At 71.9% G+C, this 19,765-nt stretch carries 16 protein-coding genes; 8 read left to right on the forward strand and 8 right to left on the reverse strand.

The features are described from left to right. From ACFY7C_RS25930 to ACFY7C_RS25940, 3 genes are read right to left on the reverse strand one after another with little or no spacing between them, the layout of a single operon-like run. Positions 1-912, reverse strand: a complete 912-nt coding sequence (locus ACFY7C_RS25930) for an ABC transporter ATP-binding protein (protein WP_389654766.1) — start codon at positions 910-912, stop codon at positions 1-3. Beyond that, positions 909-1,805 (reverse strand): ABC transporter permease, encoded by an 897-nt coding sequence (locus ACFY7C_RS25935; RefSeq protein ID WP_389654768.1) that lies wholly within the window; start codon positions 1,803-1,805, stop codon positions 909-911. Before ACFY7C_RS25935 ends, ACFY7C_RS25930 begins: the two co-directional genes overlap by 4 nt. Next, positions 1,802-2,764, reverse strand: coding sequence for an ABC transporter ATP-binding protein (locus ACFY7C_RS25940; protein WP_389655650.1), 963 nt, complete (start codon positions 2,762-2,764; stop codon positions 1,802-1,804). The genes ACFY7C_RS25935 and ACFY7C_RS25940 overlap by 4 nt, the downstream gene beginning before the upstream one ends. A 225-nt stretch (positions 2,765-2,989) precedes the next feature. On the opposite strand from ACFY7C_RS25940, the gene ACFY7C_RS25945 reads away from it, so the two are divergent. The 7 genes from ACFY7C_RS25945 to ACFY7C_RS25975 all read left to right on the forward strand — a co-directional run bounded on the left by ACFY7C_RS25945 (position 2,990) and on the right by ACFY7C_RS25975 (position 9,729). Further along, positions 2,990-3,838 carry a M24 family metallopeptidase gene (locus ACFY7C_RS25945; RefSeq protein WP_389654770.1) on the forward strand — a complete coding sequence of 283 codons (849 nt, stop codon included), beginning with the start codon at positions 2,990-2,992 and terminating at the stop codon, positions 3,836-3,838. 2 nt (positions 3,839-3,840) lie between these two features. Next, positions 3,841-5,619 carry an SDR family oxidoreductase gene (locus ACFY7C_RS25950; RefSeq protein ID WP_389655652.1) on the forward strand — a complete coding sequence of 593 codons (1,779 nt, stop codon included), beginning with the start codon at positions 3,841-3,843 and terminating at the stop codon, positions 5,617-5,619. A 103-nt stretch (positions 5,620-5,722) separates the two neighbouring features. Next, complete coding sequence (locus ACFY7C_RS25955; protein ID WP_389654772.1) at positions 5,723-6,670, forward strand: MerR family transcriptional regulator; 948 nt, start codon at positions 5,723-5,725, stop codon at positions 6,668-6,670. Between the two features lie 89 nt (positions 6,671-6,759). Next, positions 6,760-7,302 carry an RNA 2'-phosphotransferase gene (locus ACFY7C_RS25960; RefSeq protein WP_389654774.1) on the forward strand — a complete coding sequence of 181 codons (543 nt, stop codon included), beginning with the start codon at positions 6,760-6,762 and terminating at the stop codon, positions 7,300-7,302. Between the two features lie 15 nt (positions 7,303-7,317). Continuing rightward, positions 7,318-7,776 (forward strand): hypothetical protein, encoded by a 459-nt coding sequence (locus ACFY7C_RS25965; protein WP_389654776.1) that lies wholly within the window; start codon positions 7,318-7,320, stop codon positions 7,774-7,776. 22 nt (positions 7,777-7,798) lie between these two features. Further along, complete coding sequence (locus ACFY7C_RS25970; protein ID WP_389654778.1) at positions 7,799-8,701, forward strand: LLM class flavin-dependent oxidoreductase; 903 nt, start codon at positions 7,799-7,801, stop codon at positions 8,699-8,701. A 176-nt stretch (positions 8,702-8,877) separates the two neighbouring features. Then, complete coding sequence (locus ACFY7C_RS25975) at positions 8,878-9,729, forward strand: Cof-type HAD-IIB family hydrolase (protein ID WP_389654780.1); 852 nt, start codon at positions 8,878-8,880, stop codon at positions 9,727-9,729. Positions 9,730-9,749: 20 nt separating this feature from the next. On the opposite strand, the gene ACFY7C_RS25980 is transcribed toward ACFY7C_RS25975, so the two are convergent. From ACFY7C_RS25980 to ACFY7C_RS25995, 4 genes are read right to left on the reverse strand one after another with little or no spacing between them, the layout of a single operon-like run. Next, positions 9,750-11,480, reverse strand: a complete 1,731-nt coding sequence (locus ACFY7C_RS25980; protein ID WP_389654782.1) for a GAF domain-containing protein — start codon at positions 11,478-11,480, stop codon at positions 9,750-9,752. Positions 11,481-11,500: 20 nt separating this feature from the next. Continuing rightward, entirely contained in the window at positions 11,501-15,244 is a 3,744-nt protein-coding gene (gene cydD / locus ACFY7C_RS25985; RefSeq protein WP_389654784.1) for a thiol reductant ABC exporter subunit CydD, read from the reverse strand. A gap of 38 nt (positions 15,245-15,282) precedes the next feature. Beyond that, a complete protein-coding gene (gene cydB, locus ACFY7C_RS25990) occupies positions 15,283-16,284 on the reverse strand; it encodes a cytochrome d ubiquinol oxidase subunit II (protein WP_389654786.1) in 1,002 nt (333 codons plus the stop codon). A gap of 18 nt (positions 16,285-16,302) precedes the next feature. Continuing rightward, positions 16,303-17,817 carry a cytochrome ubiquinol oxidase subunit I gene (locus ACFY7C_RS25995; RefSeq protein WP_389654788.1) on the reverse strand — a complete coding sequence of 505 codons (1,515 nt, stop codon included), beginning with the start codon at positions 17,815-17,817 and terminating at the stop codon, positions 16,303-16,305. 200 nt (positions 17,818-18,017) lie between these two features. Here ACFY7C_RS25995 and ACFY7C_RS26000 point away from each other — a divergent pair, with 200 nt between their 5' ends. After that, positions 18,018-18,395 (forward strand): cyclophilin-like fold protein, encoded by a 378-nt coding sequence (locus tag ACFY7C_RS26000; protein WP_389654790.1) that lies wholly within the window; start codon positions 18,018-18,020, stop codon positions 18,393-18,395. Between the two features lie 41 nt (positions 18,396-18,436). On the opposite strand, the gene hisC is transcribed toward ACFY7C_RS26000, so the two are convergent. Then, positions 18,437-19,534 carry a histidinol-phosphate transaminase gene (gene hisC / locus ACFY7C_RS26005; RefSeq protein ID WP_389654792.1) on the reverse strand — a complete coding sequence of 366 codons (1,098 nt, stop codon included), beginning with the start codon at positions 19,532-19,534 and terminating at the stop codon, positions 18,437-18,439. Positions 19,535-19,765 lie beyond the last annotated feature (231 nt).

Below are 19,765 nucleotides of genomic sequence, written 5' to 3' on the forward strand. Positions count from 1 at the left end.
TCAGGCCGCTACGAGATACGAGAAGACGGATTCGAGGGACTCGTCCGAGGGCGAGACCGTCAGGAGCCGGATGCCGCGCTCCCGGGCGACCTTCGGCAGCAGTGCGGTGAACCGGCCGAAGTCCACGGCCTGGACGCGCAGTCCGCCGTCCACGAGGTCGACCTCGATGCCGGCCGTCGACGGGTCGGCGATCAGCGCCGCCGCCAGGGCACGGTCGTCGCTGGAGCGGACGAGATAGCGGTGCGGCCGGTCGGTCATCAGCCGGCGGATGCGGCGGAAGTCGCCGGAGGCCGCGTGCCGTCCGGCCACGATCACCTCGATGTGCGAGGCGAGCTGCTCGACCTCCTCCAGGATGTGCGAGGAGAACAGCACCGTGCGGCCCTCGGCGCCCATCCGGCGCAGCAGGTCCATCAACTGCATGCGCTGACGCGGGTCCATGCCGTTGAAGGGCTCGTCGAGCAGCAGCACGGACGGCTCGTGGACGAGGGCCGAGGCCATCTTCACGCGCTGCCGCATGCCCTTGCTGTACGTGGCGATCTTGCGGTCCTGGGCGTACTCCATCTCCACCGTGGCGAGGGCCCGCCGGGCCTCGGCGTCACCGAGGCCCTGCAACTCGGCGTTGGCGACGACGAACTCGCGGCCGGTGAGGAAGTCGTACATGGCCTCGCGCTCGGGCACGACGCCGATCTGCCGATAGACCGACTCGTTGCGCCAGATCGTCGTCCCGTCGAGGGTGACGGTGCCGGTGGAAGGGGCGAGGAAGCCGCCCATCATGTTGATGAGGGTGGACTTCCCGGCGCCGTTGGGGCCGAGGAGACCGGTGACGCCCGGGCCGATGGTCATGGTGACGTCGTTGACGGCCACGACGTTGCCGAACCAGCGCGAGACGTGGTCGATGTTCAGGGTTGTCACAGCCCGACCTTTCGGTAGCGGCGCATCAGGACGCCGTACGAGCCGGCGATCAGGGCGAGGACGGCCAGCAGATAGACCGCGCCGACGCCGGCGCCGGGCGCCGCGGCCTCCCCGCCGGGGAAGGGGGTGGGCGCGCCGAGGAAGGCCGACTGCACGCCGCCGATGAGGGTGAGCGGCGAGAAGAGCCCGATCCACTTGACGGCGCCGACGTTGTCGGTGCCGTAGGCGATGCCCTGGAGGGTGGAGACCGCTCCGTAGGAGATCACGAGTGCGGCGATGACCGCGGCGACGCCGAAGCCGCGGCGCGGGGTGAGGGCCGCCATGACCAGGCCGATGCCGCCGAAGAGCAGCGAGAGCAGCGCCACGGAGACCAGCCCCTGGCCGAACAGCTTGGTCTGCTCGGCGAAGTCGAGCTTGGCGAGCAGCGCGCCGACCCAGAGGATCAGCAGCGGGGCGGCGGTCAGGACGAACAGCGCCGACGCCATCGCGCCGTACTTCGCGAGGACATAGTCCACGCGCTCGATCGGGCGGGAGAAGTACAGCGGCACCGTGCGGAAGCGGAGGTCGCGGGAGACCGACTGCGGGGCCTGCGCCGCCACGTAGATGGAGATCACGAGCTGGAGGTAGATCGCGTACTGGGTGTACTCGATCGACAGCTTGCTCTGCTTTCCGACGACCGCGACCGCGACGATGATCAGCGCGGGCACGCACATCACCGCGAAGAGGATCATCGGCAGCACCTTGGACTTGGCGCTGCGGCCGAGTCCGTAGGCGCCCCGCAGGGACTGGGAGAACAGCGACCGGCGGGCGTAGGCACGGCCCAGGCGCGGGCCGTCGTACTTGCGGTAGCCGATGTTGTGGATTCGGGTGGTGTCGGGAGCCGGGGAGCTCATCGGGCCGGCACCTCCTCCTGCTGCTGGTCGTCGGCCTTGAAGACCTCGGCGATGTGGTGGCGGCGCTGCTCCATGCGCACGAGTCCGAGGCCGAGCCCGGCGACGGTGTCGCGGACGAGGTCGTAGGTCTCCTCGCCGGAGGCCTCCAGGAGCAGGATGTGCCCGGCGCCGGGCAGCCCGTCCTCCACGCCCGCGTGGAGGGTGACACCGGCGGCGCTCAGGGCGGCGCGGAGCGCCTCCGTGCCGTCGGGGTGGGTGTCGGAGTCGGTGACCTCGACCGCGAGGGTCGTGGTGGACCGGGTGAAGTCGCTGGTGGAGCTGGACCGCAGGAGCCGTCCGCCGTCGATGACGACGACGTGGTCGCAGGTGCGCTCCAGCTCGCCGAGCAGATGGGAGGTGACCAGGACCGAGATGCCGAAGTCCGTCCACACCCGCCGGATCAGGCCGAGCATGTCGTCGCGGCCGACGGGGTCGAGACCGTTGGTCGGCTCGTCGAGCAGCACCAGCTGCGGGTCGTGGACCAGGGCCTGGGCGAGCTTCACCCGCTGCTTCATGCCGGTCGAGTAGCCGCCCATCGGGCGGTAGCGCTCCTCGTACAGGCCGACGTGGCGCAGGGTGTCCGCGGTCCGCTCGCGCGCGGCCGTCGGGGGCAGCCCCGACATGCGCGCCATGTGGACGACGAACTCGGTCGCCGAGACGTCGGGCGGCAGGCAGTCGTGCTCCGGCATGTAGCCGACGCGCTCGCGGATCTGGGCACCGGAGGTCGCGACGTCGAGTCCGAGGACTTCGGCCCGGCCCTCCGTGGCCGGGGACAGACCGAGAAGAATCTTGATCATCGTGGACTTGCCGGCTCCGTTGGCACCCACCAGTCCGGTCACACCGGGCCCGATGTCCAGGGAGAGCCGGTCGAGGGCGGTCACCCGGGGGAACCGCTTGCTGAGGCTTTCGGTGGCGATCACAGTCACGCTTCGACGGTAGTGGCGTGCGTCACGGCGGTCGTCAGCCCAACGGCTCGATCCATGTCCGACCTCAGGTGTACGGACCCGTAGGGGAGCCGATACCTAAGTCGTTTTCCACAGGCTCGTGCACGCCCCTTGACGCCGCCGCCGGGCATTGTCACATTCATCAGTGGCAAGTTACGGACACGTAGCGCTACGGGTGCTCACACGGGACGGACGGGTGGCATGACCCCAGCAGTGACAGGCGAACTGACCGCGGAGCTGCGCGGGTTCAGAGAAGTGCAGCGCCTCTCCTACGCCTGCGCGGAGGCCGTCGCGGCGCAGCTCAAGCCGGGTGTGACCGAGCGCGAGGCGGCGCGGATGCAGCGCGAGTGGCTGTACGAGCGGGGGGTGAGGGACTGGTTCCACCGGCCGTTCGCCTGGTTCGGGGACCGCACCGCCTTCGTCGACTTCAAGATCCCGCTCCAGTTCTTCCCGACGAACCGGCGTCTGGAGGCCGGGATGCCGTTCATCCTGGACATGGCACCCGTCTACAAGGGCTACACGGCGGACATCGGCTATTCGGGCTCGCTGGGCCTCAACCCGGTCCACGACAAGCTGCTCGCGGACCTGAGGGAACACCGCGAGCTCATCCTCCGCGAGGTGCGCGAGCGCCGCACCCTACGGGAGATCTACGAGGACGTGGACCGCCTCATGGTCCGCCAGGGGTACGCCAACCGGCACCGGGCGTATCCCTTCGGCGTCATCGCCCACAAGATCGACCGGGTGAAGGAGCGCCGCTGGTCGCCGACGCTGTTCGGCTTCGGCACCCAGTCCCTCAAGGGCCTGGCGAGCGACGCCCTGCACGGCCACCGGGACGGCTGGTCGCCGCTGTGGTCGCCGTACCGGTTCTCCGACCACCCGCCCAGGCCGGGCCTGTGGGCGGTCGAGCCGCACCTCGGATTCCGGGGCACGGGCGCGAAGTTCGAGGAGATCCTCGTCGTCACCGACTCGAAGGACCCCGAGCAGAGCGCGTTCTGGCTGGACGACGACCTGCCGCACGTGCGGCGCTGGAACGAGGAGAAGGCAGCGTGAGCGTGAGTCTCGACAGGGCGCGGGAGCGCCGGATCCGCACGGGCGGGATAGAGCTGTGCGTGGCCGAGCTGGGGGACGCGGACCGGCCGACGGTGGTGCTCGTCCACGGCTATCCGGACTCCAAGGAGGTCTGGTCGGAGGTCGCGACCCGGCTGGCGGAGCGGTTCCACGTGGTCCTGTACGACGTCCGGGGCCACGGCCGGTCGACGGCGCCGACCCCGCTGCGCGGCGGGTTCACCCTGGAGAAGCTGACGGACGACTTCCTGGCCGTGGTGGACGCGGTCAGCCCGGACCGTCCCGTCCACCTCGTCGGCCACGACTGGGGATCGGTGCAGTCCTGGGAGTTCGTGACCGTCCCGCGCACCGAGGGCCGGATCGCCTCCTTCACCTCCATGTCGGGGCCGTCGCTCGACCACTTCGGGCACTGGATCAAGAGCCGGATGACCCGGCCGACCCCCCGCCGGGTCGGCCAGCTCCTCGGCCAGGGCGCCAAGTCCTGGTACGTGTACATGCTGCACACCCCGGTGCTGCCGGAGCTCGCCTGGCGCGGGCCGCTCGGCAAGCGGTGGCCCAGGATCCTGGAGCGGGTCGAGCGGGTCCCCGCCGGTGACTACCCGACGCCCTCCCTGCCGAACGACGCGGCGCACGGCGCCTGGCTCTACCGGGACAACGTGCGGGCCCGGCTCTCCCGCCCCCGGGCCGACGCCTACGCGCACGCGCCGGTGCAGCTGATCACGCCGACCGGCGACGCCTTCCTGTCCGAGCGGCTCTACGACGACCTGGCGGCCTGGGTGCCGGACCTGACCCGGCGCACCCTGCCGGCCAAGCACTGGGTGCCGCGCACCCGCCCCGACCAACTGGCCGCGTGGATCACCGATTTCGTCGAGGCGAACGAGGACCCGGCGACGAAGGCGCCCAGGACGGCCGCGAAGAGCGGCGTGCGGCCGGAGTACGCGGAGCGCTTCGGCGGGCAGCTGGTCCTGGTGACCGGCGCGGCCAGCGGCATCGGCCGGGCCACCGCCTTCGCGTTCGCCGAGGCCGGTGCCCGGGTCGTGGCGGTGGACCGGGACGGCGAGGGGGCGGCCCGTACGGCGGAGATGGCCCGGCTCATCGGCGCTCCGGGAGCCTGGGGCGAGACCGTCGACGTCGCCGACGAGCAGGCGATGGAGAAGCTGGCCGCGAAGGTGGCGAGCGAGTACGGCGTCGTCGACGTGCTGGTCAACAACGCGGGGATCGGACTGAGCGGCTCGTTCTTCGAGACCACCACCGAGGAGTGGAAGCGGGTCCTCGACGTCAATCTGTGGGGCGTCATCCACGGCTGCCGGGTCTTCGGCGCCCAGATGGCGGAGCGCGGACAGGGCGGCCACATCGTCAACACGGCCTCCGCCGCGGCCTTCCAGCCCTCCCGCGCCCTGCCGGCCTACGGCACCTCCAAGGCGGCGGTGCTGATGCTCAGCGAGTGCCTGCGGGCCGAGCTCGCCGACCAGGGCATCGGAGTCTCGGCGATCTGCCCGGGCATCGTGAACACCAACATCACGGCGACCGCGCGGTTCGCCGGCGTGACGGACGAGGCCGAGGAGAAGCGGCGCCAGAAGAAGGCCTCCCGGCTGTACGGGCTGCGCAACTATCCGCCGGAGAAGGTCGCGGACGCGATCCTGCGCGCCGTGCTGCACGACCAGGCCGTCGTCCCGGTGACCCCGGAGGCACGCGGCGCCCACCTGTTGTCCCGGCTGTCACCCGGCGTGCTGCGGGCGCTGGCCCGCTGGCAGCCGCCGGCGTAGGGCGGCCCGGCGGCGTAGGGCGGCCGGGCGAAGGCGGTCGTACGATCCCCTCGCAGGAGGGCGCCGCGGCGGCGGGGCGGAGGAGCGGTCGGTGGGAGCGGGTTTGTCCGAGCAGTCAGCACAGCCGGAGTACCGGATCGAGGATCTGGCCCATCACAGCGGGGCCACCGTCCGGACGATCCGCGCCTACCAGGACCGCGGTCTGCTGCCCCGCCCTGAGCGGCGCGGCCGGTCGAACGTGTACGGGGACACGCATCTCGCCCGGCTGCGGCAGATCGCAGACCTGCTGGACCGCGGCTACACCCTGGCCTCCATCAAGGAGCTCCTGGAGGCCTGGGACGCCGGGCGCGGGCTCGGCGGGGTGCTCGGTCTGGTCGCCGAGGTGGAGGGGCCGTGGACGGACGAGGAGGCCGACCGCATCTCCCGCGCCGAGCTCGACGCGCGCTTCGGCGGCACGCCCGACGAGGAGGCGGTGCGGGAGGCGATCGAGCTCGGGGTCCTGGAGCGCGTCCCCGACCGCGAGACCGAGGAGTATCTGGTCCCCAGCCCCCAAGAGCTCGCGGTGGCCGCTGAGTTGTACGCCGCGGGCGTGCCGCTGTCGGCGATCACCGGCCACCTGAGGGAACTTCGCGGACAGGTCGAGCACATCGCCGCCCGCTTCCTGGAGTTCACGACCGAGCACGTCTTCGCCCGTTATCTGGAGCACCGGCCGCCGACGGACGCGGACGCGGCGGAGGCGGCGACGATGGTGCGGCGGCTCCGGCCGCTCGCGCAGCAGACCGTCGACGCGGAACTCGCCCGCGCGATGCGCCTGTTCGCCACCCGGCACCTGCAACTCCATCTGTCTCCCGACGCCCCCCTCCCGGAGGACCGCGAGCCCCGTTCCGTGGCGCTGCCTCCGGCCACGATCCGGGCCGTGGAGCGGCTCGTTGGCGCCGAGAACGTGGCGGCGTTCGTCGCGGCGGCGGCGGAACGAGAGGTGCAGACAAGGACATTGGACACCCTTGCCTCAAATGCCGCGAACAGCGAGCAAATCGTCCAAGCGCCGTGAGTTCACAGGTCTGTTGTCCACAGAATCGCCAACTTCCCTGTGGATAAATGCACTTGGCTGTGGAACAAACCTACGGCTTCAATGTTTTCATGAATGACGAGAAACGCACCGTGAAGGTGTCGAAGTACCTCTCGAAGCACCTGCGCCACCAGCCCGAACGCATCGGGCTCGTGCTCGACCCGCACGGCTGGACCGAGATCGACGCCCTGCTGCGGGCCGCCGCCGCACACGGCTTCCCGATCACCCGCGCCGAGCTCGACCACGTCGTCGCCGCCAACGACAAGAAGCGCTTCGCCATCGAGGGCACCCGCATCCGGGCCAGCCAGGGCCACACCGTCCCGGTCGACCTCGACCTGCCGGCCGCCGAACCGCCCGCGTACCTCTACCACGGTACGGTCGCCGCCCGGATCCCCGCCATCCGGACCGAGGGCCTGCGCCCCATGGCCCGCCACCACGTGCACCTCTCGCCCGACCGGGAGACCGCCACCCGCGTGGGAGCCCGCCGGGGCCGGCCCGTGGTGCTGAGCATCGACGCCGGCGCGATGCACCGGGCCGGGCACGTCTTCCACGTCAGCGCCAACGGCGTCTGGCTCACCGACGCCGTACCCCCGGAGTTCATCCGCTTCCCCTGAGGCAGGATCGTCTCCATGGGAGCCTCGTATCCGCACCTGCCCACGACCGAGTCCGCCGTCGCCGCCCTCCGCGAGATCGCCCGGGAATACGGCCTGGAGATGACCGTGACCGACGACATCGGCGCGGACCAGACCTCCCGCCGCACCTCCGCGGGCGCCTTCACCGTCCTCGACCCCGACGGCTCCCTCCCCCACGAGGCCTTCGTCGAGCTCGGCGGCACGCCGGCGGTCTCCGTCCGCCTCTACCCCGAGGACGACGCCAAGGTCACCGTCGAGGGCGTCGACTTCGAGGACGTCCCCCGCGACACGGTCCCCGCCTTCCTCCGCGCCGTCCACGACGGCCTCGCCCACGTGCGGAGCCGGCTCTTCCCGCCCGCCTGGTGGCTGATCGTCCCGCTGCCCGGCGACGAGACGTACAAGGAACTCGTCACCCCCGCCATGGTCACCCCCTGGCTGTCCCGGAACGTCCGCTGACCCCCGACGTACGCTCGTCCGTATGACCCTGCGCCTGAGCACCGTGATCCTTCCCGTCGACCGCTGGCACGAGGGCGGCCGTGCCGCATGGCAGCGGGCCGAGGAGCTCGGCTTCCACGCCGGCTACACCTATGACCACCTGTCCTGGCGCTCCTTCCGGGACCGCACCTGGTTCGGCGCCCTGCCCACGCTCACCGCCGCCGCGACGGCGACCGAGCGGCTGCGCCTGGGCACGCTCGTGACCTCGCCCAACTTCCGGCACCCGGTGACCCTCGCCAAGGAGCTCATGTCGCTGGACGACATCTCCGGCGGCCGGGTCACCCTCGGCATCGGCGCGGGCGGCAACGGCTTCGACGCCACCGCCCTGGGCCAGGAGGCCTGGACCCCGCGCGAGCGCGCCGACCGGCTCGCCGAGTTCGTCCCCCTGCTCGACCGGCTGCTCACCGAGGAGGCCGTCACCCAGCGCGGCACCTTCTACTCGGCCGACGAGGCCCGGAACATCCCCGGCTGCGTGCAGCGGCCCCGGCTGCCCTTCGCGGTCGCGGCGACCGGCCCGCGCGGCCTGCGGCTCGCGGCGCGCCACGGACAGGCCTGGGTGACGACCGGCGACCCCAAGCTGTACGAGGACGGGACCCCGGAGCAGTCGGTGGCGGCGCTCCGCGGCCAGATCGAGAAGCTCGGCACGGCCTGCGCGGAGACCGGCCGGGACGTGACGGAACTGGACAAGATCCTCCTCACCGGCTTCACCCCGGAGCGGAACACGGTCCTGGACTCCCTGGACGGCTTCGTCGACTTCGCCGGCCGCCACCAGGAGCTCGGTTTCACCGAGATCGTGATCCACTGGCCGATCCCGGACTCCGACTTCGCCGCCGACGAGGCGGTCTTCGAGAAGATCGCCACCGAGGCGGTCGCCCAGCTCGGCTGACCCGCTGACCCGCGGCACCCGGCTCGGCCGGTCCCGGCGCCCGCCGGGCGTGCGAGCCGATCCGGGGGCGTGCGAGGTGGGTCAGGGGCGTGCGGGGGGCCCCGAGAGGCCGTAACCGGCCACTCAGATGTGCGCACCCTCGCACGCCCGTGCACTTCGTACGGAAGAATGGATCGGTGACCTCAACCCGAACCGCGCGCACGCGCCTGATCGCCACCGACCTCGACGGCACCCTGCTGCGGGACGACAAATCCGTCTCGGAGCGCACGGTCGCCGCCCTCGCCGCAGCCGAGCGGGCCGGCATCGAGGTCTTCTTCGTCACCGGCCGCCCGGCCCGCTGGATGGACGTCGTCAGCGCACACGTCCACGGCCACGGCCTCGCGATCTGCGCCAACGGCGCCGCGGTGGTCGACCTCCACTCCGGCGGAACGTTCATGGAGGTCCGTCCGCTGCGGCGGTCCGTCGCCCTGGACGTCGTCCGCGTCCTGCGCGCCGCCGCCCCCGGCACCAGCTTCGCCGTCGAGCTCACCACCGGCATCCACTACGAGCCGCAGTACCCGCCGTTCTTCCTCGACCCCGGCGCCACCGTCGCCACCGCCGAGAAGCTCCTGTACGAGGAGACCCCGGGAGCCGCCGCCCCCGTCCTCAAGCTGCTCGCCCAGCACCCGGAGCTCGACCCGGACGTCTTCCTCGCCACCGCCCGCGAGGCCGCCGGTGATCTGGCCTCCTTCACCCGATCCAGCCCCACCGCCCTCATCGAGATCAGCGGCCTCGGCGTCTCCAAGGCCTCCACCCTCGCCCACTGCTGCGCCGAGCGCGGCATCGCCCCGGAGCAGGTCGTGGCCTTCGGCGACATGCCCAACGACATCGAGATGCTCAGCTGGGCCGGCCGCTCCTACGCCATGGGCAACGCCCACCCCGACGTCGTCGCCGCCGCCTCCGGCCGCACCGCGGGCAACAACGAGGACGGCGTGGCCGTCATCATCGAGCAGCTGGTCGCCGAAGCCGTCGAGGACCTGCGCCTGTAGCGCCGGCGTGGGGGCCACGGCTAGAGCGGGGCCTCCCAGATCACCGTCGTACCGCCGCCGGCCTCGCCGATGCCGGGGCCGCACCAGCTCGCCCCGCCGAGGGACTCGGCGCGGCGGGCCAGGTTGCGCAGACCGCTGCGGCGGCCGCCCTCGGGAAGGCCGATGCCGTCGTCCCCGACGGACAGCCGCACGCCCTGGCTGCCGTCCGGCAGGGTGACGGTCGCGTCCACGACCACCTCGATGCGGGTGGCCTCCGCGTGCCGGAAGGCGTTGGACAGCGCCTCGCGCAGCGCGGCGATGAGGTTCTTGCCGGTGAGATCGCCGACCGCCGCGTCGATCACGCCGACGAAGCGGTGCGCGGGCTTGAAGCCCAGCGGCACCGCCGCCATGTTGATCTCCCGCAGGACCCTGGTCCGCAGCCCCGAAGGGGCCTCCGCCGGCCCCTGCTGGAGCGCGAAGATCGCGGTGCGGATCTCCTGGATCGTCACGTCCAGCTCGTCCACGGCCTTGCCCACGCCCTCCTGCACGGCCGGCACGATCGACTTGCGCTGGGCGCTCTCCAGCATCATCCCGGTGGCGAACAGCCGCTGGATGACCAGGTCGTGCAGATCGCGGGCGATCCGGTCGCGGTCCTCGTAGACGGCGAGCCGCTCCCGGTCCCGCTGTGCCTCGGCCATCATCAGGGCCAGCGCCGCCTGCGAGGCGAACTGGGTGGCCAGGGTCCGCTCCGCCTCGGTGAACTGTCGCGCCCCGCGGCCGCGCGGAGTGGCGAGCGCGCCGAGGACCCGGCCGCCGCTCTGCAGCGGCAGCAACATCGCCGGCCCGTACGCGGCGGACAGCCGGTGGACCATCCGCGGATCGCTGGAGGCGTCGGCGATGAACACCGCCTCGCCCTCCATCAGCCGCTCCACCACGGCGCTCTCGGGCCCGATCACCACGCCGAGCGTCTTGGTGGGTCGGGGCGAGGAGACCGCGACGATCTCCAGGCCGCCGTCCTCGGCCGGCAGCAGCACGATGCCCGCGGCGGCGTCGGCGAGCCGGCGCGCCTGCTCGGCGACGACCGTGAGCGCGTCGTCGGCGTCCCCGCCGGAGAGCAGCGCGGTGGTGACGGCGACGGAGCCGTCGATCCACCGCTCCCGCTGCCGGGCCGCCTCGTACAGGCGGGCGTTGCCGATGGCGATCCCCGCCTCAGTGGCGAGCACCCGGACCATGTGGACGTCGTAGTCGCTGAAGTCGCCGCCGCCGTTCTTCTCGGCGAGGTAGAGGTTGCCGAAGTTCTCGCCCTGGACCCGGATCGGGACACCGAGGAAGGTCCGCATCGGAGGATGTCCGGGAGGGAACCCGGCCGCGCGCGGGTCGGCCCTCAGATCGGCGAGCCGGATCGTCTCGGGCTCGCGGATGAGCGCGCCCAGGAGTCCCGCGTGTCCGTCGGGCCGGCGCCCGATGCGGCGGGCGACGTCCTCCCCGACGCCGTACGTGACGAAGTCGGACAGGCCGTCGCCCTCGTCGTCGACCACACCGATGGCGGCGTACCGGGCGTCCGCCAGCTCGGCGGCGGTCTCGCAGATCCGGTCGAGCGTGGAGTGCAGTTCGAGGCCGGTGCCGACGGAGCGCATCGCCTCCAGGAGCTGGGGCACGCGGGCGGTCAGCTCGGTGGACAGGCCGTGGAGGCTGCGCGTGGCCTGCGTCGCGGCTTCGAGCGGGTCCGGGGAGGCGAGCGGGTCCGAGGCGTCGGGCACGGCGGCGGTCATGGCCCCGAGCCTAGTAAGTCCTATTTGGAGAGAAAAGTCGGGGTGGTGCCCGCCGTCAGCAGCAGATCGCCGGTCCGTTCCTGGTCCAGCATCCGCCGCAGCGGCCCCTCGGCCGCCGCCAGCTCCGCGTACGTCCCGCGCTGCACGGTCCGGCCCCGGTCGAGGACGACCACCTCGTCGACGGCGTCGAGGCCGTGCAGCCGGTGGGTGATCAGCACGGTCGTACGGCCCTCGGTGGCCCGCAACAGGTCGTCCGTGAGCGCGTCGGCGGTGGTCAGGTCCAAGTGCTCGGCCGGCTCGTCGAGGACGAGGACCGGGAAGTCGGCGAGGAGGGCCCGGGCGAGCGCGAGGCGCTGGCGCTGACCCCCGGAGAGCCGGGAGCCGTGCTCGCCCACGAGGGTGTCGAGCCCGTCGGGCAGCCCGTCCACCCAGTCCAGGAGGCGGGCCCGGCGCAGCGCCTCGCGCAGTTCCTCGTCGCTCGCGCCGGTACGGGCCAGCCGCAGGTTCTCGCGGAGCGTGCTGTCGAAGAGATGGGCGTCCTGCGCGCACAGGCCGACGAGGCGGCGTACGTCGTCCCCGGCGAGCTCCCGCGCGAGCTCCCCGCCGAGCCGGTACGTGCCGTGCTCCGCGTCCAGGAAGCGCAGCAGCACCTGCGCGAGCGTCGTCTTGCCGGAGCCGGACGCGCCGACCACGGCGACCCGGTGCCCCGCCTCCAGAGTGAGCCCGAAGTCCACCAGGGCCGGCCGCTCCTGCCCGGCGTGCCGCGCCGAGAGTCCGGCCAGCTCCAGCGGGAACGGACCGGCGGGGGCGGCGGCGGGCGTGACCGGCTCGTGTACGGGGACGGGCGCGTCGAGCACGTCGAGGACCCGCTCCGCGCTGCGCCGGACGCGCTGGCGGTACTGGACGGCGAGGGGCAGTCCGGTGACGGCCTCGAAGGCGGCGAGCGGGATGAGCACGACGACCGCGAGCGCCACGCCGTCCAGGCGCCCGTCCCGCACGGCCTGCACACCCACGAGCGCGGCTCCGACGACGGTGAGGCCGCAGACCAGGGTCGAGAGCCCGGCACCGAGCGCGGTGGCGGCGGACTGCCGGGCGGCGATGGCGGTGAGGGTGCGGTCGGCCGCGGCGGCCCGTGCCACGCGGTCCTTCAGGGCGCCGGCCACGGTGAGTTCGGCGCAGCCGCGCAGCAGGTCGACGACGGCCGTGGTCAGCGCGCCCCGCGCGGGGGCCAGCTGCCGCTCGGCCCGCCGGGCGAGCGCCGCTCCGGCCAGGGGCACGGCGACGCCGGCGAGCACCAGACCCACCGCGAGCACGGCGCCCGCCTCGGGCAGCAGCCAGGCGGTGAACCCGACGGAGCCGGCACCGACGACGAGCGCGGCGCCCGCGGGCAGCAGCCAGCGCAGCCAGTAGTCCTGGAGGGCGTCGACGTCCTGGACGAGCCGGGCGAGCAGGTCCCCGCGACGGGTGCGGCGCAGCCCGGCCGGGGCGATCCGCTCGAGGCGCCGGTAGACGGCGACCCGCAGGTCGGCGAGCATCCGCAGCACGGCGTCGTGCGAGACCAGCCGTTCGGCGTAGCGGAAGACGGCCCGCCCGATGCCGAAGGCACGGGTGGCGGTGACGGCGACCATCAGATGGAGCACGGGAGGCTGCTCGGACGCCCGGGAGATGAGCCACCCGGACACGGCCATGAGCCCCACGGCGGACCCCAGTGCCAGACTGGCGAGCAGCAGCGCGAGCCCCATCCGCCCCCGCAGCTCCCCGGCCATCCCCCGCACCCGCCCGAAGACCGTTCGCGCGCTGCGAGCGGCGGCGGCTTCGCCCTCGGTCCGCTCGTCGGCCACGGAGCCCGCGCCGCCCTCCGGCGACACCCGGCCCTCACCGACCGGCGCCGCGCCGACGCTCCCGTCCCCTTCCGGAGCCCCGAGGTCCTCGTCGACCGATGCGGTGGCGGCGTCCGAGCCGGCCCGCTCGCCCGCCGGCGCCCCCAGCACCGGGGAGACCGGCGAACCGTCGGGCAGCAGCCCGGCCACGCGCGGACCGGCCGCGGCGGCAGCGGCGGGCGCCGTCGCCTCGCCGGCGGACTCACCCACACCGTCGCCCGGGCGGCCGCCGGCGGAATCGCCTTCCGCACGGCGCGTCAGACGGACGACGCGGTCCGCGACGGCGAGCAGGGCGGGGCGGTGGACGACCAGGAGGACGGTACGGCCGGCGGCGAGGCGGCGGACGGCCGTGACGACGGCCGCCTCGGTCTCGCCGTCGAGCGCGGCCGTCGGCTCGTCCAGGAGCAGCAGCGGGCGGTCCGCCAGGAACGCCCGGGCCAGGGCGAGACGCTGGCGCTGACCGGCCGAGAGTCCGGCGCCGTCCTCACCGAGGACGGTGTCCGCGCCCTCCGGCAGCTCGGCGACGAACCCGTCCGCACCGGCGTCGGCCAGCGCCTGCCGTACCGCCTCGTCGGAGGCTTCCGGCCGGGCCAGCCGTACGTTCTCGGCGATGGTCCCGGCGAAGAGGTAGGGGCGCTGCGGCACCCAGGCGATCCGGGACCGCCACTCCTCCAGGTCGAGCGAGGCCAGGTCGGCGCCGCCGACCCGGACCGTGCCGCCCTCCTCGGGCGTGGCGAAGCCGAGCACCACGTCGAGCAGGGTCGACTTGCCGACGCCGCTCGGTCCGACCAAGGCCACCGTCTCGCCGGGCTCCACGGTCAGCGTGGCCGCGTCCAGCGAGGGTTCGGCGCGCCCGGCGTGGCGCACGGTCACCCGGTCCAGCTCCAGCCGTACGGAGGCGGGGACCGCTCCCGTACCGCCGCCCGGCAGCGGGTTCTCCAGGACCTCGAAGATCTCCTCGGCGGCCGCCAGCCCTTCGGCGGCCGCGTGGTACTGCGTTCCCACCTGCCGCAGCGGCAGATAGGCCTCGGGCGCGAGGATCAGGATGACGAGCCCGGTGGTGAGGTCCAGGCCGCCGTGGACCAGCCGCATGCCGATGCCGACCGCGACCAGAGCGACCGACAGGGTCGAGAGGAGTTCCAGCGCGAAGGAGGAGAGGAACGCGATCCGCAGCGTCCGCATGGTCGCCCGCCGGTACTCGGTGGTGATCGACCGGATGTTCTCGGCCTGGGCCTTGGCCCGGCCGAAGACCTTGAGCGTCGGCAGCCCGGCGACCACGTCGAGGAAGTGCCCGGAGAGCCGGGAGAGCAGCTTCCACTGCCGGTCCATCCGGGCCTGGGTGTACCAGCCGATCAGGATCATGAAGATCGGGATGAGCGGCAGCGTCACCACGATCACCGCGGCCGAGACCCAGTCCTCGGTCACGATCCGGGCCAGCACCGCGACCGGGACCACGACCGCGAGCCCCAGCTGAGGCAGATAGCGGGCGAAGTAGTCGTCGAGCGCGTCCACGCCCCGCGTCGCGAGCGCGGCCAGCGAACCGGCCTTCTGCCCGCTGAGCCATCCCGGTCCGAGCCGCGCGGCCCGCTGGAGCAGCCGGCCGCGCAGTTCGGACTTGACCGCCGCGCTCGCCCGGTGGGCGGCGAGTTCGGTGAGCCAGGAGACGAGCCCCCGCCCCGCCGCCACTCCGGCGAGCAGCAGCAGGGGCGTGGTGAGTCCGGAAACCGACAGGCCCTTCTGGAAGGCCCCCACCACGATCTCGGCGATGAGCATCGCCTGGGCGACGATCAGCGCGGCCCCGACGAGGCCGAGCGCGATCACCGCCCCGAGGAAGAAGCGGGTGGCCCTCGCGTAGCGCAGCAGTCGCGGATCGATCGGTTTCACGTGAAACATGCTCCCCTGAGACGGCCGACCGGGGTCGGCTAGTGAGCCTCGGCGATGTGCTGCGTGCCGATCCGCTTGCGGAACACCCAGTAGGTCCAGCTCTGGTAGAGCAGCACCAGCGGGGTCGCGATGCCCGCACACCACGTCATGATCTTGAGCGTGTACGGACTCGACGACGCGTTGGTCACCGTGAGGCTCCACGCGGGGTCGAGCGAGGACGGCATGACGTTCGGGAAGAGCGTCAGGAACAGCATGGCCACCGCGGCGGCGATCGCGACACCCGACAGCGCGAACGACCAGCCCTCGCGGCCGACCTTGATCGCCCCGACCGCCCCGACCAGGGCCGCCACGGCGATCAGCATCGCGACCAGGCTCTTGCCGTCGCCCTTGTCCATCTGGGTCCAGAGCAGGAAGGCCAGCGCGAGCACCGCGGTGACCAGGCCCAGCCGGAGCGCCAGCGCACGGGCCCGGGTCCGGATGTCGCCGACCGTCTTGAGCGCCGCGAACACCGCACCGTGGAAGGTGAAGAGGGTGAGCGTGACCAGTCCGCCGAGGAGGGCGTACGGGTTGAGCAGGTCCCCGAAGGTGCCGACGTACTCCATCCGCGCGTCGATCTTCACCCCGCGCACGATGTTGCCGAAGGCCACGCCCCACAGGAAGGCCGGGAGGAGGGAGGTCCAGAAGATGGCCCGCTCCCAGTTGCGCTGCCAGTTCTCCTCGGGCCGCTTCACGCGGTACTCGAAGGCGACACCCCGGATGATCAGACAGACCAGGATGAGCAGCAGCGGCAGGTAGAAGCCGGAGAAGAGGGTCGCGTACCACTCGGGGAAGGCGGCGAAGGTGGCGCCGCCGGCGCTGAGCAGCCACACCTCGTTACCGTCCCAGACGGGACCGATGGTGTTGATCAGCACTCGCTTCTCCGCACGGTCGCGGGCGAGCAGCTTGGTCAGGACGCCGACTCCGAAGTCGAAGCCCTCCAGGAAGAAGTAGCCGATCCAGAGGACGGCGATGAGCACGAACCAGACGTCGTGGAGTTCCATGTCTCGATCTCCTGAGCCTCAGTACGAGAAGGCCATGGGCCGGTCGGGATCACGGGTGTCCCCGCCGATCTTGGTGGGCGGGTTGAGGTCGTCCTCGGTGAGCTCGGGCGGTCCTGCCTTCACGTACTTGACGAGCAGCCTCACCTCGATGACGGCGAGGACGGCGTAGAGCAGGGTGAAGACGATCATCGAGGTGAGCACCTCGGCCGTGGAGACACCGGGGGAGACGGCGTCGCGGGTGCGCAGCACTCCGTAGACGACCCACGGCTGGCGGCCCATCTCGGTGAAGATCCAGCCCCAGGAGCTGGCGATCAGCGGGAAGGCCATGGTCCACAGGGCGACGATCCAGTACCACCTGCCCAGGCGGGGACTGAGCGCCTTCCGCTTGAACAGGACCAGATGCGGCACCTCGTCCTCACCGGTCCGCAGACCGGGGGCGAGCATGAACTTCTTGCGGGTCAGCCAGAGACCGACGACACCGATGGCCAGCGAGGCCATGCCGAAGCCGATCATCCAGCGGAAGCCCCAGTAGGCGACGGGGATGTTGGGCCGGTAGTCGCCGGGCCCGAACTTCTCCTGCTCCGCCTTGTTGATGTCGTTGATGCCGGGGACGTGCGAGGTGAAGTCGCCGTTCGCGAGGAAGGACAGCACGCCCGGGATCTCGATGGCGACCTTGTTGTGGCCCTTGTCGACGTCGCCGTAGGCGAAGACGGAGAAGGGCGCCGGCGCCTCGCCGTCCCACAGGGCCTCGGCAGCGGCCATCTTCATCGGCTGCTGCTGGAACATGACCTTGCCCAGCAGGTCACCGCTGATGGCGGTGCCGAGACCGGCGATGATCAGGGTGACCAGACCGAGCCGCAGCGAGGTCCGCATGACCGGGACGTGCTTCTTGCGCGCCAGGTGGAAGGCGGCGATGCCGACCATGAAGGCGCCGCCGACCAGGAAGGCCGCGGTCATGGTGTGGAAGAACTGGGTCAGCGCGGTGTTCTGGGTGAGCACCAGCCAGAAGTCGGTCAGCTCCGCCCGCATCCGGCCGCCCTTCTCCACCATCCGGTAGCCGACCGGGTGCTGCATCCAGGAGTTGGCCGCGAGGATGAAGTAGGCGGACAGGACGGTGCCGATCGACACCATCCAGATGCAGGCCAGGTGGATCTTCTTCGGCAACTTGTCCCAGCCGAAGATCCACAGGCCGATGAAGGTCGACTCGAAGAAGAAGGCGATCAGGGCCTCGAAGGCCAGCGGAGCGCCGAACACGTCGCCGACGAAGCGGGAGTAGTCGGACCAGTTCATGCCGAACTGGAACTCCTGCACGATGCCGGTGACCACACCCATCGCGATGTTGATCAGGAAGAGCTTGCCCCAGAACTTGGTGGCCCTGAGGTACTTCTCCTTCCCGGTGCGCACCCAGGCCGTCTGGAGCCCGGCGGTGAGGGCCGCGAGGGAGATCGTCAGCGGGACGAAGAGAAAGTGGTAGACGGTGGTGATGCCGAACTGCCAGCGCGCCAGAGTCTCTGGCGCAAGAGCTAGGTCCACGACGTTTCTCCTTACATCGCGTGGTCACACGGCGGTCTGCCCCTTAAATTCCGCCCATCTCGGGAGGAACTAGGACGCGCTTGTGAACGCGTTCACATTCACAAGCATTATGGCTTATACGAAATCCGTACGTACAGGCGGGGTCCCTATGTCGAAGGTCACCCCTTCCCAAGACCTTCAACATATTGTTGAATCCCGGCATGGACCTTCGGATACGCATCTCCTGGCCCGCCGGCCACACCACCGCCACCATCGACGAAACCCCCACGAGCAAGGCGCTCGCGGGGGCTCTCCCGATCTCCTCCACCGCCCGGACCTGGGGCGAGGAGGTCTACTTCGACACTCCGGTCTCCGTCGCCGTCGAGGACGACGCCCGCCAGGTGGTCGCACCGGGCACGGTGGCCTTCTGGACCGAGGGGGACGCTCTCGCCCTCCCCTACGGCCCCACTCCCATCTCCCGCGGTGACGAACCGCGGCTCGCGAGCCCCTGCAACATCCTGGGCACGCTGGACGGGGACCCGCGGATCCTGGCCACCGTCAGGGACGGCGACCCGATCCGCGTGGAACTCGTCGACTAGACGACACCACCAAGGGCCGGCCACCCGGCCGACCTGACGGACTACGCCTCCTTGCGGAAGCCTTCCGCCGCCTTCAGGAACAGGTCGTTCGCCTCGCACTCACCGATCGTGACGCGGACGCCCTCACCCGCGAACGGCCGCACCACGACGCCGTGCCGCTCGCACTCCGCCGCGAAGTCCATCGTCCGCTCGCCGAGCCGCAGCCACACGAAGTTCGCCTGCGTGTCCGGCACCGTCCAGCCCTGGGCCACGAGCCCCGCATGGACCCGATCGCGCTCCGCCACCAGCGAGCCGACCCGCCCGAGCAGCTCGTCCTCCGCCCGCAGCGAGGCCACCGCCGCGTCCTGCGCGAGCTGGCTCACCCCGAACGGCACCGCCGTCTTGCGGAGCGCCGCCGCCACCGGCTCATGGGCGACCGCGAAGCCCACCCGCAGGCCGGCGAGGCCGTACGCCTTCGAGAAGGTCCGCAGCACCGCCACGTTCGGCCGGTCGCGGTAGAGCTCGATGCCGTCGGGGATGTCGGCGTCGCGGACGAACTCGCGGTACGCCTCGTCGATCACGACCAGGACGTCGGAGGGCACCCGGTCGAGGAAGCGCTCCAGCTCCGCACGGCGCACCGCGGTGCCCGTGGGGTTGTTGGGGTTGCAGACGAAGATCAGCCGGGTCCGGTCGGTGATCGCCGCCGCCATCGCGTCGAGGTCGTGCACCTCGCCGTCGGTCAACGGCACCTGCACCGAGGTGGCCCCGCTGATCTGCGTGATGATCGGGTACGCCTCGAAGGAGCGCCAGGCGTAGATGACCTCGTCGCCCGGGCCCGAGGTGGACTGGAGCAGGGACTGCGCCACGCCCACCGAACCGGTGCCGGTGGCCAGGTGGGAGACGGGCACGCCGAAGCGGTCGGCGAGCTCCGCCATCAGCCCCGTGCAGGCCATGTCCGGGTAGCGGTTGAAGCTGCCGGCGGCGGCCAGCGCGCTCTCCATCACGCCCGGCAGCGGCGGATACGGGTTCTCGTTGGAGGACAGCTTGAAGGCGACCGGGCCGCCCGCGGCGGCCGGCTTGCCCGGCTTGTAGGTGGGAATGCCGTCCAGCACGGCGCGCAGCCTCGGGCTGGTCCCGCTCGTCCCGCTGGTCTCGCTCACTGTGGGTCCTCCTCGACCGTCCGTACCACCAATACTCCTCACCTTATGAGGATTCGCCTCCGCTGCGAATGGCCTGTGGACAACGGAGCGGCAACGGCCGGGAGGCTGTGGACAACCCGGGGAGCGCGTACAGGGGTGGCGCGCGCTGGTGGCGAGCGCCGTGGCGCGCATCCCCCGTAGAGGTGAGTTGAGACCTCTTCGAGACCTCGCCCTCACACCAGGTGCACGGGC

Origin of the sequence: Streptomyces sp. NPDC012769 (genome assembly GCF_042901205.1) — a bacterium.
Classification (GTDB): domain Bacteria; phylum Actinomycetota; class Actinomycetes; order Streptomycetales; family Streptomycetaceae; genus Streptomyces.